Source organism: Hymenobacter sublimis (assembly GCF_023101345.1).
In the GTDB taxonomy this organism is placed as follows: domain Bacteria; phylum Bacteroidota; class Bacteroidia; order Cytophagales; family Hymenobacteraceae; genus Hymenobacter; species Hymenobacter sublimis.
In genome coordinates this window covers 2081709-2097628 of the sequence record NZ_CP095848.1, presented here as the reverse complement: position 1 = coordinate 2097628, position 15920 = coordinate 2081709, and the positions used below count along the sequence as shown (strand labels likewise).

At 57.9% G+C, this 15920-nt stretch carries 16 protein-coding genes; 13 read left to right on the top strand and 3 right to left on the bottom strand.

Annotated elements, in window-relative coordinates; all coding sequences use genetic code 11:
* Positions 1 to 44: 44 nt before the first annotated feature.
* From MWH26_RS08875 to MWH26_RS08850, 6 genes are all read left to right on the top strand, one after another.
* Positions 45 to 248 (top strand): hypothetical protein, encoded by a 204-nt coding sequence (locus MWH26_RS08875; RefSeq protein ID WP_244696248.1) that lies wholly within the window; start codon positions 45 to 47, stop codon positions 246 to 248.
* Positions 249 to 329: 81 nt separating this feature from the next.
* Complete coding sequence (locus MWH26_RS08870; protein ID WP_247976917.1) at positions 330 to 1499, top strand: alpha/beta hydrolase family protein; 1170 nt, start codon at positions 330 to 332, stop codon at positions 1497 to 1499.
* 82 nt (positions 1500 to 1581) lie between these two features.
* Positions 1582 to 1950, top strand: coding sequence for a hypothetical protein (locus MWH26_RS08865; protein WP_247976916.1), 369 nt, complete (start codon positions 1582 to 1584; stop codon positions 1948 to 1950).
* Positions 1951 to 2043: 93 nt separating this feature from the next.
* On the top strand, positions 2044 to 2838 hold the full coding sequence (locus MWH26_RS08860) for a thymidylate synthase (RefSeq protein WP_244696245.1): 795 nt from the start codon (positions 2044 to 2046) through the stop codon (positions 2836 to 2838).
* Between the two features lie 427 nt (positions 2839 to 3265).
* On the top strand, positions 3266 to 3478 hold the full coding sequence (locus tag MWH26_RS08855) for a hypothetical protein (RefSeq protein ID WP_244696244.1): 213 nt from the start codon (positions 3266 to 3268) through the stop codon (positions 3476 to 3478).
* A 90-nt stretch (positions 3479 to 3568) separates the two neighbouring features.
* Entirely contained in the window at positions 3569 to 3787 is a 219-nt protein-coding gene (locus tag MWH26_RS08850) for a hypothetical protein (protein ID WP_247976915.1), read from the top strand.
* Positions 3788 to 3797: 10 nt separating this feature from the next.
* Here MWH26_RS08850 and MWH26_RS08845 read toward each other — a convergent pair whose 3' ends face one another.
* From MWH26_RS08845 to MWH26_RS08835, 3 genes are all read right to left on the bottom strand, one after another.
* Positions 3798 to 4619, bottom strand: a complete 822-nt coding sequence (locus MWH26_RS08845) for an aminotransferase class IV (protein ID WP_244696242.1) — start codon at positions 4617 to 4619, stop codon at positions 3798 to 3800.
* Positions 4620 to 4660: 41 nt separating this feature from the next.
* The gene (dprA, locus tag MWH26_RS08840; RefSeq protein WP_247976914.1) at positions 4661 to 5800 is read right to left on the bottom strand and encodes a DNA-processing protein DprA; all 1140 of its coding nucleotides are present in this window, start codon (positions 5798 to 5800) and stop codon (positions 4661 to 4663) included.
* A 515-nt stretch (positions 5801 to 6315) separates the two neighbouring features.
* Positions 6316 to 6678 carry a MerR family transcriptional regulator gene (locus tag MWH26_RS08835; RefSeq protein ID WP_244696240.1) on the bottom strand — a complete coding sequence of 121 codons (363 nt, stop codon included), beginning with the start codon at positions 6676 to 6678 and terminating at the stop codon, positions 6316 to 6318.
* 224 nt (positions 6679 to 6902) lie between these two features.
* Between MWH26_RS08835 and alaS the strand changes: the two genes are divergently transcribed.
* From alaS to MWH26_RS08800, 7 genes are all read left to right on the top strand, one after another.
* On the top strand, positions 6903 to 9587 hold the full coding sequence (gene alaS, locus MWH26_RS08830; protein ID WP_247976913.1) for an alanine--tRNA ligase: 2685 nt from the start codon (positions 6903 to 6905) through the stop codon (positions 9585 to 9587).
* A 142-nt stretch (positions 9588 to 9729) separates the two neighbouring features.
* Positions 9730 to 10500, top strand: coding sequence for an energy transducer TonB (locus tag MWH26_RS08825; RefSeq protein WP_247976912.1), 771 nt, complete (start codon positions 9730 to 9732; stop codon positions 10498 to 10500).
* A 74-nt stretch (positions 10501 to 10574) separates the two neighbouring features.
* The gene (locus tag MWH26_RS08820; protein WP_247976911.1) at positions 10575 to 11312 is read left to right on the top strand and encodes an energy transducer TonB; all 738 of its coding nucleotides are present in this window, start codon (positions 10575 to 10577) and stop codon (positions 11310 to 11312) included.
* 23 nt (positions 11313 to 11335) lie between these two features.
* A complete protein-coding gene (locus tag MWH26_RS08815) occupies positions 11336 to 12304 on the top strand; it encodes an LIC11966 family surface protein (RefSeq protein ID WP_247976910.1) in 969 nt (322 codons plus the stop codon).
* Positions 12305 to 12495: 191 nt separating this feature from the next.
* Positions 12496 to 13953 (top strand): Asp-tRNA(Asn)/Glu-tRNA(Gln) amidotransferase subunit GatB, encoded by a 1458-nt coding sequence (gene gatB, locus MWH26_RS08810; protein WP_247976909.1) that lies wholly within the window; start codon positions 12496 to 12498, stop codon positions 13951 to 13953.
* A gap of 100 nt (positions 13954 to 14053) precedes the next feature.
* Positions 14054 to 14563 carry a peroxiredoxin family protein gene (locus MWH26_RS08805; RefSeq protein WP_247976908.1) on the top strand — a complete coding sequence of 170 codons (510 nt, stop codon included), beginning with the start codon at positions 14054 to 14056 and terminating at the stop codon, positions 14561 to 14563.
* Between the two features lie 160 nt (positions 14564 to 14723).
* Positions 14724 to 15872, top strand: a complete 1149-nt coding sequence (locus MWH26_RS08800; RefSeq protein ID WP_244696235.1) for a TlpA disulfide reductase family protein — start codon at positions 14724 to 14726, stop codon at positions 15870 to 15872.
* Positions 15873 to 15920 lie beyond the last annotated feature (48 nt).

Below are 15920 nucleotides of genomic sequence, written 5' to 3'. Positions count from 1 at the left end.
CTATTTTCCCGCTTTTGTTTCTCCACTCATCATCTTCCCCTGACATGAAAAACGCCCTGCTCGCCCTGGCCCTGTTTGCTTTCGTTGGTACCGCTTCCGCTCATGAGGGCAAAGACGGTAAGAAAGGCAAGAAAGAAACCTGCGCCAAAGCCACCGCCGCCGGCTCATCCTGCTGCATGAAGAAAGGCGCCAAAACTGCTTCGGTAACGCCCGCTCCGGCTGCCGCACCAGCCGTGAAGTCGCTGTAAGAAGTAAGCTCCTCCGCCAAAAAGCCACTTTATTCAAGTGGCTTTTTTGTGGCCCTCTATTTATGCTACTACTATCTCTCTATGCGTCGAATAAGCATCCTAGTAGGCCTATGCTGCGGACTTTGGGCCGCTAAAGGTCAGGCCCAGAACTACGACCAGCAGCTGCAGCGGGCATCTGCCAAAATGGGCCAGCAAGACTACTGCGGGGCCGTGCAGGAATTTCAGGCTGCCTTCGCTGATAGTACGAAGGCTGGTCCGTTTGATGTATTTGCCGGCACCATAGCGGCGGCCAACTGCCCGGCTTACCGCACCCAAGCTTTGCAGTGGCTGCTTCGAATTCCTCGTTTTGCCGAACTGCCCGTTACCGCTCAAGACGTCCGTAATATTGCCCAGGAGGCTGGCTTGCGCAGCCTGTATGATACGCCGCAATGGCGCTATTTTCTGGCGCAGATGCAGGCCCATGCCCAACGGCGTGAAAAAGCAGCTCAACAGGCGGCTCAGCAGTGGCTAACAAGTACCCAACAAAACGCCCTGCCATCCCCCGCCCGCCGGAAGCAGTACGGGTCCGCCGTCCCCGGTTTTGCCCGCTACACGGTGTCGGCTGACACCGTACGGGCCCCCTACCTGGTATACGTGCCGCAGAGTTACGACCCCACCACGCCGGCGCCTCTGTTGGTTTACTTGCACGGCGGCGTAGCCAGTGCCACGCAGTTTCGCATCAATGACCCAGGAGTAGCTCAGGAACCAATCTTCCGGGCGGCCGAGGAACAGCGGGCCCTCGTGCTCTACCCGTATGGACGTAAGTCGTTTGGATGGTTGGAGCACAAGGTGGCGCTGGCGGCGGTGCGCCAAATGGTGGCTGAGGTGCAGGCGCGCTACCACGTGAATGCCCGGCGTATCTATCTGGGCGGAATGTCGAACGGTGGAACAGCGGCCTTCTGGTACGCTTGCCAGCAGCCCCGGGGCTTTGCTGGTTTTTACGCCTTATCAGCCATGCCCGTGAGCAGCCTAGGGCCTCTACGCTTCCAAACGCTGGCTAGCGGTCCGCCGCTGTATTCTCTAAATGCCGAAGATGATGATGTCTCACCCTATCAAGAGGTAGCGGCTATTTATCAACAGCACAGCGCGCAAGCGCCGCAGTGGCATTTTGCGTCGCGCCCCACGGGCGGCCACGGTTTTCTCTATGGTTCCGATGGCCTAACTGCTTTGCAGGCATTATTGGTCCAACTCATGGGTAGCCTAACGAAGTGAGGTAAGAGGGCGGCCCCACCTGATGCAACCTTTTCAGCGGGTACATCTTCTACAGTGAGTACACCTCAGCCACTTAGACCACATGAAACAGATCCTACCTTACCTACTTGCCGGAACAATATGCCTGGGTGGAGGCAGCTGCAAAAAGGAGGACGAAACGGCCCAGGCCGCTTGTAAAGCAAAGTCTGATGTGCTGATGCGGGCCGATAAATGGAAGGGGCGTGTTGTGTTTGACACGGTACTTCAGGCGTACGTAGTGAGCTACTTTGTGCCGGGCTCTATTGACTCAGTATATGATGGCATCGTGTGTGCCTTGCCGGCTGAGTTGCGGCAGGTAGGCCAGCTGGTAACGTTCAGCGGCCAGTACCGCGCCTACACGGGGCCGGCCAACCCGCAGTTTGGCGGGCAACAGTATTTCTACTTGGAGCTAACCAGTATTACGGCTCGCTAGCCGCCCGCGGCCACCGAAATTCGTCCGGTGGATGCAGGGTGCAAGGCGGGTTTCTGTACTTTTGACGAGTCACGTTGCCTCGCTTTTCTACCTATGCGCCAGTACCACACCCTGCTCCAACACATCCTCGACCACGGCACCCGCAAAACCGACCGCACTGGCACCGGTACGCTCTCTGTGTTTGGCTACCAGATGCGCTTTAATTTGCAGGAAGGCTTTCCGCTGGTCACTACCAAAAAAGTGCATCTGAAAAGCATCATCTACGAGCTGCTCTGGTTTCTGCGCGGCGACACGAACATTGCCTACCTCAAGGAGCACGGCGTCAGTATTTGGGATGAGTGGGCCGATGAGAACGGGGAGCTAGGCCCCGTATACGGCAAGCAGTGGCGCGCCTGGACTGGCCCCGACGGCCAAACCATCGACCAGATCAGCGACATTGTGCGCCAGCTGCGCCAAACGCCCGACTCGCGTCGCATCGTGCTATCCGCCTGGAACGTGGCCGATTTGCCCCAGATGAAGCTGCAGCCCTGCCACGCCCTGGTGCAGTTCTACGTGGCTGATAACCGGCTCAGCTGCCAGCTCTACCAGCGCTCCGCCGATGTGTTTCTGGGCGTGCCCTTCAACATTGCTTCCTACGCCCTGCTTACCCTCATGATGGCGCAGGTAGTAGGCCTGGAGCCCGGCGAGTTCATCTGGACCGGCGGCGACACCCACCTCTACAGCAACCACTTGGAGCAGGCCCGCCTGCAGTTAACCCGCGAACCGCGCCCCCTGCCTCAAATGCACCTGAACCCCGCCGTGCAGGACATCTTCGGCTTCCAGTTTGAGGACTTCCAGCTGGAAAACTACAACCCCTGGCCCGCCATCAAGGCCCCGGTAGCGGTATAAGGTTGCCCGCACAATAGACAATTTTTTGGCCGACATCTGCGCCGGATTAATAGGGGGTAGTCTGTTCCGATTGATCGGAACGATATTGAAACACCTGTTCTTATATGTCCTGTCGCCTTACCTAGTGCTACGGGGCTGGCTGCGTATGAGGCCTCGCTCTGCTGGCGTGTGGGAACTGTACCAACAAGGAAAATAGGCTGCAGCGCATGATATGCAATACGTGCTATGCATGGTAGCCGCACACCTGCCCAGCACCACTAGAGGTAAGCTTAATAATCAAGTAATGCGCCTTAGATTGCAGATAATAATAATTGGATATAATTGATTATGAGTAAGCTATAACGGAGAATGTGAAATATCTTGATAAAAATAAGCCAAAAAGGAACTAAAAAAATCCAGCTACATAAGCCTTACCGTATGTTGCGGCATGACCTCAACTTCTACCCCGCTTATCCTACCAGCCACTTCAACCCTAACCCGTCAGCAGCGGGCGTGGATAGCTTTATACTCCCTGGAAGCTGGCCGCCATGACCGGACCGCGGTTCTCCAACAGAACAGCGTCACGGAAGCCGATTTGGCGGAGTTCGTCGATAGTTGGCTGCGCCTGCGGCGACGGGCGACCCTGCGGCAGTTGCTCTAGCCAGAACATAGTCGGTTGACAGACAAGCGGTAGTAAATTTATAACGCCCCGATAAAATCCAACTTGTAGGGCGGCGTCGTAGGCTGAACTATGACTACCACTAGTTTACTCTATCCTGCTGCTATACCTACGTGTGCCACTACGTTAACCCGCCGTCAGCGGGCCTGGATAGCCTTGTACTCCCTGGATGCCGGCCACCGCGACCGGGCCGAGGTACTGGCTCAAAATGATATTACGGAAGCCGACTTACTGGAGTACGAAGAAAGCTGGCTGCAGATGCGCTGCCAACTGCCTGGCAGCCGGGGGTAGGAGCTTCTGGCTACTCTGCTGCGCGTAAGCGCTGAAGCAACGGATGCTCCGCCGCCCCAAACGACACTGTCTCCAACCGCCGAATCAGCCGGATTCCGGCCACGTTAGCTGTAAACACTGCCTCCGCCGCCAGCACCTCGGCGGGCAGAAAGCGGCCGGTCTGCCACACAACTCCCAAGCGGTGCGCCACGGTGCGCAAGTAAGCCAGGCGAGTACCGGCCACGGCGCCCGTAGCTTCGGTGGGCGTATAGACCGTGCCTTCTTTGATCCAACCAATACCCGCCGCTACGGTTTCGGCCACGTAGCCATCGGCGGAACGTAACACTAACTCGCCCAAGCCCCGCTGGTCCCGCTCGCGGGCGGCTTGCACGTAGGTTAGGGCGTTGGGCCCCTTGCAGAAGGAAAAAGGGGAGTACGAGGAGAAAATGCGGGCGGAAAAACCGGCTTGGTCTACGGGCGCATCCTGCGGGGCGAAATCCTGGGTAGTAGCCAGCCACTGGCAGGCGGTGGTGGTAGGGGTATAGAGTCCTGCCCCGGCCCGCCATACCTGCAGCCGGATACGCTGCGGCCCGGCCGTTGCATGCTCGGCGTTGGCTGCCACCAACTGCCCGAGGGTCACGGCGAGGTGGTCAGGCTGCAATTCGGGTGGTAGCGCGAGGCCCAGTGCTTGCGCGGCCCGCTGCATACGCGCTAGATGGTGAGGCAGGTAACGGATGCCCGCCTGGTCCCGTACCATCGTCTCAAAAAAACCGTCATTATAGTACAGCCCCCGATTGGGTAGCGACAGTGCCACATCGGATTCCGTAACGAGCTGACCATTATACAGCAGCATGTAAGAGGCAGAAGTAAGGGGTAGGGCTTAGTTGCTGACTGTTACAGAAGGGCAAAGCGCTTGCCAGGTAGAGCTTTTACGACGCTTCTGAACTCCAGCCCCAGCAGTAAAGAGGCCACCTGGTGCACCGGAAATTGCGCTTTCCAGGCCAGAGTATCGAGGTGTTCTTCGCCATTAGGCGCCGCTTGTAGCACGGTCAGCACCCCGAACTCGGCGGGGGTAAAATCGTCAGCGTCGTAGGTAGCGGGGCCTTTAAACTTGCCCTGCAGGTGCAAGGCCGCATCCCAGTTGAGCAGTTGCTCCAGGTCCTCCGGCTCGGAATAAAGCGCGGCTTTGTTGGCTTTAATCAGCTCGTGGCAACCTTCGGAGGCGGCTGAGCCTAGGGGGCCCGGTACGGCCAGCACGTCTCGGTCGTAGCTCTGGGCTAGCTCGGCGGTTATCAGGGCGCCGCCTTTGCGGGCAGCCTCCACTACTACAGTGCCATCAGCGAGGCCGGCAATGATTCGGTTTCTCGCGGGGAAGTTATACTTGTCGGGTGGGGTGCCGAAGGGAAACTCCGTGAGTAGCCCGCCCTGGGTAAGCATTTTCTCGGCCGTTTTGCGGTGAGCCGGCGGGTAGAGCTTATCCAGGCCCGTCGCCATCACGCCTACCGTTTCCAAGCCTTCCTGCAGGGCCGCGCGGTGAGCTGCAATGTCGATGCCATACGCCAGTCCGCTTACCACCAGGGGCCTGTGCGAAACGAGGCCCTTAACCAGCCGCTCCGTCTGCTCCCGGCCGTAGTCGGTGGCCTTGCGGGTGCCCACTATGGCCACGGTTTTGGGTTGATTGAGGTCCGCGGTACCCTGGTAGTAGAGCAGGGTAGGTGCGTCGGGTAGGTGCTTTAGGCGGCTCGGGAATTGCTTGCTGGTGTAGAACAGCAGCTGTACTCCTTCTTTCTCGGCTTTGCGCAGGGTAGCTTCGGCCTGGTTTAGGGCGGCCGTGCGCCCGGCCCCGGTCAGGATGGCCACGGTGGCCGGGCCTACCCCCGGAATCTTGCGCAGCTTGCCCGGCGGCAGGTGCAGCACGTTCCGGGCCGAGCCCCCGTAACTCATCAGCTGCCGCGTCAGCTGCGGCCCGACGTTGGGAAAAAGCGTGAGGGCGACTTCGTGGAGGAGGGTATCGTCGAGGGTAGTAATAGACATAGTAAAAAGTAGTACTTAGTAAATACGGTCGACGCCTACTACCAAGAATAAGAATAATGAATTGAAAGTCAGAGAAGGTGTGCCTGAAGCTGATAATATTGTCCTGAATGGCTTATATGTAAGCCATGAATTTTAGGAAATCAACAAAAAATGACAATAGTATCACTGCTATAAACGAATAAATTAGAAATCTGATTCTCGATCTTGAACTGCGGTAAAAATCATAAAAATCAGTATGTGTATACATTACTGCATATTTATGCTTGTCTGGAAACCATTTAACGAAACCTAGCAGTGAGTTATATTCCTGTACTAGTAAGTTGGCTTCAGATTCTGTCAACTCCTTTTTTCTAAAGAATGAAACAAAATTTATGATGCCTCTTATTCTATTTCTATTATAAATTAATAATGACAGCATAATGATATATTTCAACAATATTAAAGATATATCAAGTAAGGTATAATACATTTTACTCTGATTTAATTTCGCGTCTATTCCAATACCTATCCTAATCCTACCCCTGCTGCGCCTTGCCAATGGCGTCTAGCTCCTTTTTCATCGTCACCATGAACTTGCGGATTTTCTCCAGGCTCTGAATCACGTCGATTTTTTCCTTGAGCTGGGGACCCTTCTGCTTGAGCATGTCGCGGGCGCCGGGAATGGTGTAGCCGCGCTCCTTGACCAGGTGATAAATGGTGCGGAAAATATCGATGTCCTGGGGTGTGTAGAGGCGGTTGCCCTTCTTGCTTTTGCGCGGGCGCAACTCCTCAAACTCGGTTTCCCAGAAACGAATCAGCGAGGGGGCTACGTTGAACTGGGCCGCTACTTCCCCGATGGTGAAGTACTGCTTTTCGATGTCGCGCTCTTTGTATGGCATGGGAAGGGGAACTCAGCGGTGAGGACGAGGAGGGTGAGAAAAGGAGCGGAAAAACGGTGCTGGAAAGCTCAGCTTTCATTTCGGGTTTCTCACTTCTGTAAAGAGGGCTAACTTTGCCCGCTCCGGCTTGTCATTCGAAGCCGAAAAGTAGCCAAAATACCGGCCGCTGCCAATTTCAACGAACCTTACGAGTGCCAACGCGCCGTTGGCGTACTATCTGCCTTATGTCACTCCCCACCGCCAGCCACGTCCGCCAGCAGTTTCTGGATTTCTTTGCTTCCAAAGGCCACCACATCGTGCCCTCGGCGCCCATTGTGGTGAAGGACGACCCCACGCTGCTGTTCATCAACTCGGGCATGGCCCCGTTCAAGGATTACTTCCTGGGCAACAAGCCCGCGCCCTTTAAGCGCATTGCCGACACCCAAAAGTGCCTGCGCGTGTCGGGCAAGCACAACGACCTGGAAGAGGTAGGCTACGACACCTACCACCACACCATGTTCGAGATGCTGGGCAACTGGTCGTTCGGGGACTACTTCAAGAAAGACGCCATTGCCTGGGCCTGGGAGCTGCTCACGCAGGTATACAAGCTGCCCAAAGACCGCCTTTACGTGACGTATTTCGAGGGTGACCAGGGCGACGGCCTGGGCGCTGACACCGAGACCCAGGAGCTGTGGCGCCAGTACACCACCGACGACCGGATTTTGCCCGGCAATAAGAAGGACAACTTCTGGGAGATGGGCGACACGGGCCCCTGCGGCCCCTGCACCGAAATCCACATCGACCTGCGCGACGAGGCCGAGGTGGCCGCCAAATCGGGCCGTGAGCTGGTTAACGCCGACCATCCGCAGGTAGTGGAGGTGTGGAACAACGTGTTCATGGAATTTCAGCGCCTGGCCGACAAAAGCCTGGTGAAGCTGCCCGCCCAGCACGTGGATACCGGCATGGGCTTCGAGCGCCTAATGATGGCCGTGTCGGGCGTGAAGTCGAACTACGACACCGACGTGTTTCAGCCTCTGATTCAGTTCATTGCCCAGGAGGTAGGCCTGCAGTACCACGGCACCGCCCCGGCCACCGTGAACGACCAGCCGGCCACGGAAAACGAGAAAACGGACATTGCCATCCGCGTTATTGCCGACCACATCCGCACCATCAGCTTCACCATTGCCGACGGTCAGCTGCCCTCCAACGTGAAGGCCGGCTACGTAATCCGCCGCATCCTGCGCCGGGCTGTCCGTTACGCCTTCTCGTCGCTAAACCAGAAGCAGCCCTTCCTCTACAAGCTGGTGCCCGTGCTGGCCGAGCAGATGGCGGGCATCTTCCCCGAGCTTAAGCAGCAGCAGCAGTTTGTGCAGCGCGTAATCGAGGAAGAAGAAATTGCCTTCCTCAAAACCTTGGAAAACGGCCTGCGTCGCCTCGAAACCCTGGAGGAGGGCTTCCGGGCCGGCGGCAACCGCATTGATGGCAAAACCGCCTTCGAGCTGTCCGATACCTTCGGTTTCCCCCTGGATCTAACCGCCCTCATTGCCCGCGAAAAGGGTCTGACGGTAGATGAGGAAGGCTTCAAAAAAGAGCTGGAGGCCCAGAAAAACCGCTCCCGCAACGCCCAGGAGGCCGAGCAGAGCGACTGGACCATCGTGACGGAATCCGAAGAGCAGCCGGCTTTCGTGGGCTACGACCAGGAGCAGGCCCCGGCCCGCATTCTGCGCTACCGCCGCACCGACCGCAAAGGCAAAACCGAGTACCAAGTGGTGCTGGATCAGACCCCGTTCTACGCCGAGTCGGGTGGGCAGATTGGTGACACCGGCTACCTCGAGTCGGCCCTGAGCAAGGTGCGCGTGCTGGACACGAAAAAGGAAAACGACCTCATCGTGCACACCGTGCTGGACCTGCCCCAGGACCTGGACGCCGAGTTCACCGCCCGCTACGACCATGCCCGCCGCGCCCAGATTCAGCGCAACCACACGGCTACCCACTTGCTGCAAGCCGCGTTGCGCGAAGTAGTGGGCGCGCACGTGGCCCAGAAAGGCTCCCTGGTAAACGAGAAGCTGTTGCGCTTCGACTTCTCGCACTTCACCAAGGTAACTGACGACCAGCTGCGCCAGGTAGAAACCCTGGTCAACGCCCGCATTCGTCAGCAGATTCCGCTGGATGAGCGTCGCAACGTGCCCATCGACGAGGCCAAGAGCCTGGGCGCTACCGCTTTGTTCGGCGAAAAGTACGGGGAATTTGTGCGCGTCATCACCTTCGACCGGGACTTCTCGGTGGAGCTCTGCGGCGGTACCCACGTGCGCACCACCGGTGACATCGGCTTCTTCAAAATCACCTCGGAAAGCGCCGTGGGCGCTGGCGTGCGCCGCATTGAGGCCGTAACAGCCGAGGCTGCCGAAGCCTTCGTGAACCAGCAGCTCGACTTGCTGGCGCAGGTGCGCGAGGCCCTGGGCAACCCCCAGCACCTCATCCCCAGCATCGAAAAGCAAACCGAGGAAATTGCCGGCTTGCGCAAGCAAATCGAGCAGTTTGCCCAGCAGAGCATCAACCAGCAGAAAGACCAGCTGGTGGGCCAGGTGAAACCGCTCAACGGCGTCAGCTTCCTGGCCGCTCAGGTGCAGGCTACCTCCGCCGATGGCCTCAAGACGCTGGCTTTCAACCTGCGCCAGTCGGTGCCGAACCTGGTGGCCGTGCTCGGCGCTGAAATAGAAGGCAAGCCCCAGCTAGCTGTCATGCTCGACGATGAGCTGGCCAAAGGCGGTAAGCTCAACGCCAGCACACTGGTGCGGGAGCTAGCCAAAGAAATCCAGGGTGGGGGTGGCGGTCAGCCCTTTTTCGCCACGGCCGGCGGCAAGAACGTGGCCGGCTTAGCGGCGGCTATTGGTAAAGCCGAGGAGCTGGTAACCAAGGCGCTGGGGTAAGCTAGCAGATGGTTGCAGGAAAGCCGTTTTTAGTCGGATATTCGGGCTGATATTGTTCAGACAGAATATCCGACTAAAAACGGCTTTCCTGCTTTTATTATAATCTGATAAGTACAGGTATTCTGTTATATACCTCTGCCGCATGCGTCTTTCTAGCTTCAGCCTCTCAACCGTACTGGCGTTAACCCTTGCTACCGCCGCTCAAGCCCAGCAGCCCGGCCAGACCCTCAACGACTTCTATCATCAGCAGCCCTTTCTGAGTACGTTGGGCTTTGGCCCGGGCGTACAGTTCCGCGCCGATACCGTGCGTGCAGAAACCGGACCAGGCGCCGTGGTGAAAAAGTATTTTCCCTCGGGCCAGCTATACGAGCAGTTCGTGTACGCCAACCTGAAGAAAGGTATCATGAACGGCCAGCATACCCGCTGGTATGAAAATGGGCAGGTGCAGCTTAATGAACACTATTCTGCCGACGAGCTGAACGGAGAGCTTACTACGTATTACCCGACTGGGACCTTAAAGCGACGCAGTACGTATACGTCGGGCAAGCAGCTAACCGCCAGTAGTTTGACGCCCGATAGAGCCGCTCTGCCCGCTCCTGAGTTGCTGGTGTTTCCAGAGTACCCTGGCGGACTTATGGCTTTGTTGACTACTGTTCAGCATCGCACGAACTACCCCCGGCCACTTATTCGGCAAGGGGTAGCAGGCAAAGTGCAGGTGGAGTTTAAAGTCGATACGCAAGGGCGTGTGCAACAGGCCCATGTGCGGAAAAGTCTCCACCCTGACCTCGACGCAGAAGCTTTGCGCGTGGTCAATAGCCTGCACGGCTGGACGCCAGGCCGCCTAGACGGCGAACTGGCTGATGTCTGGTTTACGCTGCCCGTCACGTTTGCCATTCGCCAAGGGGGATTATAGTGAAAATAGCATTTTATAAGTTCAGAGATTCCCGAGGGGATTACCCGGTAGGCAACCAGTTAGGCTCGATGTGGATGAAGTGCCTTTCTGCGCTGGCACTACTGACACTATCCGGAACGGTGGCCGCTCAGCAGCCTACCAAGACCTTCTACCTCGACTACGCGTTCCAAGAAATCTTCGTCAATAACGACGTGGCCTACATCGTGGATCGGTACGCAACGGCCCCCGTGCACTGGACCGATAGTGTCTTTACCGTCGCCGGCGGCGACTTACGCCAGGTCGTCCAAACCAGTCGTCAATCGCAGGGTGATACTCTTGTGCGCACAACCCAGTGGCAGGCTAACGGCCGCTTGCAGTGGCAGGAAGAAAAGCGAGGAAAGCACCTGCACGGCCCCCAACTCTATTACAATGAAGCGGGGCAGCTCCGCCACCGGCATCTGTACGTTGCCGGCGCCCTCAGAAGCACCGAGTGCGTGCCGGTCGCTAGTACCTCCCGGACATGTCAGGAGGTGGAAATCACGCTGCCGCAGTACCCGGGTGGGCAGGAAGGAATATTGCGCTACATAGCGGAGCGCCTCCACTATCCTGCTGATGCCCTGTCCGGGCGTAAGCAGGGAAAAGTGCTGGTATACTTCGTGATTGACGAAACCGGGCAAGTGCGTAATGTACACGTCAAGGACTCGATATTTCCTAGTTTAAGCGCGGAAAGCATTCGGGTAGTAAAGGGCTTGCCCCGCTTTGGGCCCGGCCGCAAAGCCGGCCTGCCCGTACCGGTTCGCTGTGCTGTTCCCGTCACGTTCAACATAAATTAATAAACTCACCTTACCCATTCTCTATGCGCTTTTCTACCCTCTTACTTACGGCCGGTCTGCTCGTTGGCCTGCCTACCCTCACGCGCGCCCAGACCTTTACGGACCCGGGCGCCTACAACAACTTTATTGTGAGCGAGCAGCGGGCCATGCTCAAGAAAAACTTGCGCTACATCAGCAAATCAGCCCACTCCGACAATGAGAAAAAGGTGGACGCCAAGCGCCAGGACCTAATTAAGCAGACGGAACTGTCGTTGAATAAGATTGGCCGCCTGCCCGCTTTTCAGGACGACAAAGGCTTCAAGGACCAAACCACGGATGCCATTCTGGCCCTGCTCAAAATCTACTCCGAAGACTACAAGGCCGTAGATATGCTGGCTGCTACCCGCACGGCCACCGTGGAGAATATGGAGCAGTACTTCCGGCTGCAGGAAATTGCCGAAGCCAAGCTGCAGGTAGTCAACGACTCGGTGGATGCGGCCCAGCACCGCTTTGCCCGGCGCCACGGCATGACTCTGTCGGAAGATCCGGAGGGCAAGCGCCTGGCCGAGTATATGCGGCAGGTGTCGGAGGTGAACAGCTACCAGCATAAAGTGTATTTAGCTCAGTTTCGAATTGAAAAGGCCACGGCCCGCCTCACGGATGCCCTGAGTGCCCAAGATCCGGGCGCTTTCGAGGTGGCGCGCCTGCAGCTAATGGAAGATTCGAAAACGGCTACTACGGAACTGGCGACCATTACCCCCTTCCGCGGCAAAGACGCCCGCTACCGCGACGCGGCCCGCAACCTAGTGAAGTTCTATGGTTCGTTTGCCGCCACCCAGGCCGCCCAGATGAAACCGCTGATGGAGCGCAAAAACCAACTGACCAAGGCCGAGGCCGACCAGATGAACGCCCACATCAACCTGTATAACACGCAAAACCAGAAGCTGGCGGCTGCTTACAACCAAGCCGGCAACGCCTTCCAGGCTACCTACATCCCGGTATTTAACGATTAGTTTGTGACTTGGCGCTCTTGGTAAACGTATCATTGCGCGCAGGAGCAAGAAATCTAAGTTACTCATCAGAGGCTAACTTAGATTCCTTGCTCCCGCGCCGAATGACAACTTCATGGCTCCGCCGGAATAGTGCTTACTTTGCAAAAAAAAAACAAGCGCAATCAGCCTAATCAGCGCGAATTAGCGGTTCTATGGACGAAAGCATCAAAGCCAAATACCAGCCCGTCATTGGTTTGGAAGTACACGCCCAGCTGCTCACCCGCAGCAAAATGTACTCCTCCGACGAAAACGAGTACGGCGCCCTGCCCAATAACAACTTGAGTGTCATTACTCTAGGCCACCCCGGCACGCTGCCGCGCGTGAATTACACGGCCGTGGAGTACGCCATGAAAATGGGGTTGGCCACCAACTGCCACATCCGGCGCGACAACCTGTTTGCCCGCAAAAACTACTTCTACCCCGACCTACCCAAGGGCTACCAGATTACCCAGGACAAAACCCCGATTTGCACCGGCGGCCACGTAGAAATCCGCCTTTCCGACGGTTCAACCAAGAAAATCGGCATTACCCGCATCCATATGGAGGAGGACGCGGGTAAATCCATGCACTTGGCCGGGGAGGTAGAAACCCTGGTGGATTTGAACCGCGCCGGCGTACCCCTGATTGAAATCGTGTCGGAGCCCGACATTCGGACCGCCGAGGAAGCCTACGCCTACCTCTCGGAAATCAAGAAGCTGGTGCAGTACCTGGACATCTGCGACGGCAACATGGAGGAAGGCTCCCTGCGGTGCGACGCCAACATTTCGGTGATGCTGCGCGGGGCCGACCAGTTCGGGACCAAGGTGGAGGTGAAGAACATGAACTCCTTCCGCAACGTGCAGCGGGCCATTGAGTACGAAATTGAGCGGCAGATTGCCTTGGTGGAAACCGGCGAGGAAATCGACAGCGAAACCCGCGGTTTCGATGCCGCTTCGGGCACTACCAACGGGCAGCGCAGCAAGGAAACCATGAACGACTACCGGTACTTCCCGGAGCCCGATCTGCCCCCGGTAATTATCGATGATGAGTGGCTGCACCGCGTGCAGGCGGCCCTGCCAGCCCTGCCCCAGCAGCTGTACGCCCGCTTTACCGGCGAGCTGGGCCTTTCCGATTACGATGCCAACGTACTGACCGCCGAGAAGGAGGTAGCCCTGTACTTCGACGAGCTAACCCGCCTGACCAGCAACGCCAAGGCCGCCGCCAACTGGGTAACTGGTCCGGTGAAAGCCTACCTCAACGAGCGGGCGCTTACCCTGGCTCAGTTTCCGCTCACGCCCCAGCACCTGGCCGACATCATCGGGCTCATCGATGAAAACAAGGTTGGGCACTCAGTGGCCAGCAAGCAGCTGTTTCCCTACCTGCTTGAGAACCCCGCGCAAACCGCCGCCGCCGCCGCGGAAGCCCAGGGCCTGCTCCAGCAGTCCGACGCCGGAGCCCTGGAAACCATGATTCAGCAGGTGCTGGACGCCAATCCGGCCAAGGTTGCCGAGTACCGGGCCGGCAAAAAGTCGTTGACTGGCATGTTCATGGGCGAGCTAATGAAGCTGACCGGCGGCAAAGCGGACCCCAAGCTAGCCAACCAGCTGCTGCGCCAGAAGCTAGAGGCGTAAACGACATTACCAAGACAAAAACCACTGGCCCGGCAGCCGGTGGTTTTTTGTTTCAACGCAGTCCGGTCCGACAAATCACCTGCCTTCTGATAGCTTTCCTATGCTGTTGCGTTACGCCATAAGTGGACTGACCACGCTGCTATTGCTGGCCGGTTGTCAGCGGCCGGCTACCTCCATTACGAGTGCCCCGACTACGGCCGTTGCCCCGGACATCAACCTACCCCGCCCTGATGGCAGCAAACTGGCCCTGAGCAGCCTGCGCGGCAAGTATGTGCTGGTTGACTTCTGGGCCTCCTGGTGCGGCCCCTGTCGCCAGGAAAGTCCCAACCTGCGCAAAATCTACGCCCAGTTTCATGGTCGCGGCCTGGAAATATACAGCGTATCGCTGGACGTGAACCAGGCGCGGTGGCACCAAGCCATTGCCGCCGACGCCTTAACCTGGCACCACGTCTCGGATTTGCGGGGCTGGCAAAGCGTGGCGGCCCGGGCCTACGGGGTGCGCTCCATTCCGTACTCGGTACTGCTTGACCCTGAGGGCCGGGTGCTGGCGCGCAACCTGCGGGGGCGGGCCCTAGGGCAGAAAATAGCCCAGTACTTGCCCCTGGATTAAGCTAGGGCCGCAAGTCTGGCCGGAGCCCGGAACCAAAGCGGCACCCGTGCGTGTAGGAAGGCGGGCAAGCACGGCCGCAATTCCGGGCAAAATCGGCAACTTGCGGCCCGTTTCTACGTCCATTGCCACACGGTGCTACCACCGGTCTGTTTCCCGAAAGATGTCCAAGATGAAAAGCCTGCTTTACCTGGGTGCCCTGCTAGGCATGACCAACGCCTGCAATAAAAACACACCGCCCACGGCCAGCGCCACCAGCCCCGATGCCAGCGGCTACCAACTTAGCGGCCAGCTGCAAAACGCCCCGGCGGGCACGAAAGTGTACTTGGCGGAGTTAGGCGAAACGCAGTTTGTGTCGCGGGATACGGCTACGGTGGACGAGAAAGGTCAGTTTCGCTTTACCGGGTCCCTGACCGAGGCGGGTATTTACCAAGTCAAGCTCAATGAGCAGAACCAAGCTTTGCTCGCCCTGGAAAACGGCCGGCCAGTAACGCTGACCGGCGACGCCCAGCAATTGGGCCAAAGCTACACGGTGAAAGGCTCCCCCGACTCGGAAATGCTCCAGCAGATTAGCCGCAGCATGCAGGCCTCGCGCCAGCAGATGCAACGCCTGGAACAGCGCTACACCCAAGCTGCCCAGCAGGGTCGCACCGACTCGCTGGCGGTATTGCAGCAGCGCGCCATGACCTTGCAAACGCAGGGCTCGGCCGATTTAGGCCGTTTGGTGCGCCGCAACCCGAATTCGGTAGTGTCAGCCTTCGTGGTAACCAGCGTCCTTAACCCCGACGATAATTTCGCCTTGGCCGATTCAGTAGCCAACGTGCTCAAGAAAAACCGGCCCGACTCCCGCTACACCAAGGCCCTGGTAGCCCGGCTGGAGCCCCTGCGCACGACGGCCGTGGGCGTGCAGGCGCCCGAAATCAGCCTACCCAGCCCCGATGGCAACGCCGTAACCCTGAGCAGCTTGCGCGGCAAGTACGTGCTGATCGACTTCTGGGCTTCCTGGTGCGGCCCCTGCCGCCAGGAAAACCCGAATGTGGTAAGGGCTTACAACAAATTCAAAGGCAAGGGCTTCGAAATTTACAGCGTGTCCTTCGACCAGGATCGGGGCAAGTGGCTCAAGGCCATTCAGAATGACAAGCTGACCTGGACGCACGTGTCGGATTTGAAAGGTTGGGAAAGCGCCGCCGGCCAGACCTACGGCATCAAGTCCATTCCGCAGTCCTACCTGCTCGACCCGCAGGGCCGCATCATCGCCAAAAACCTCCGCGGTGATGCCCTGGACGCTACCCTAGCTTCGGTGCTGAAATAGGGTCTTGGATGCATACATTAAAAAGCCTCGCCATGTATTGGCGAGGCT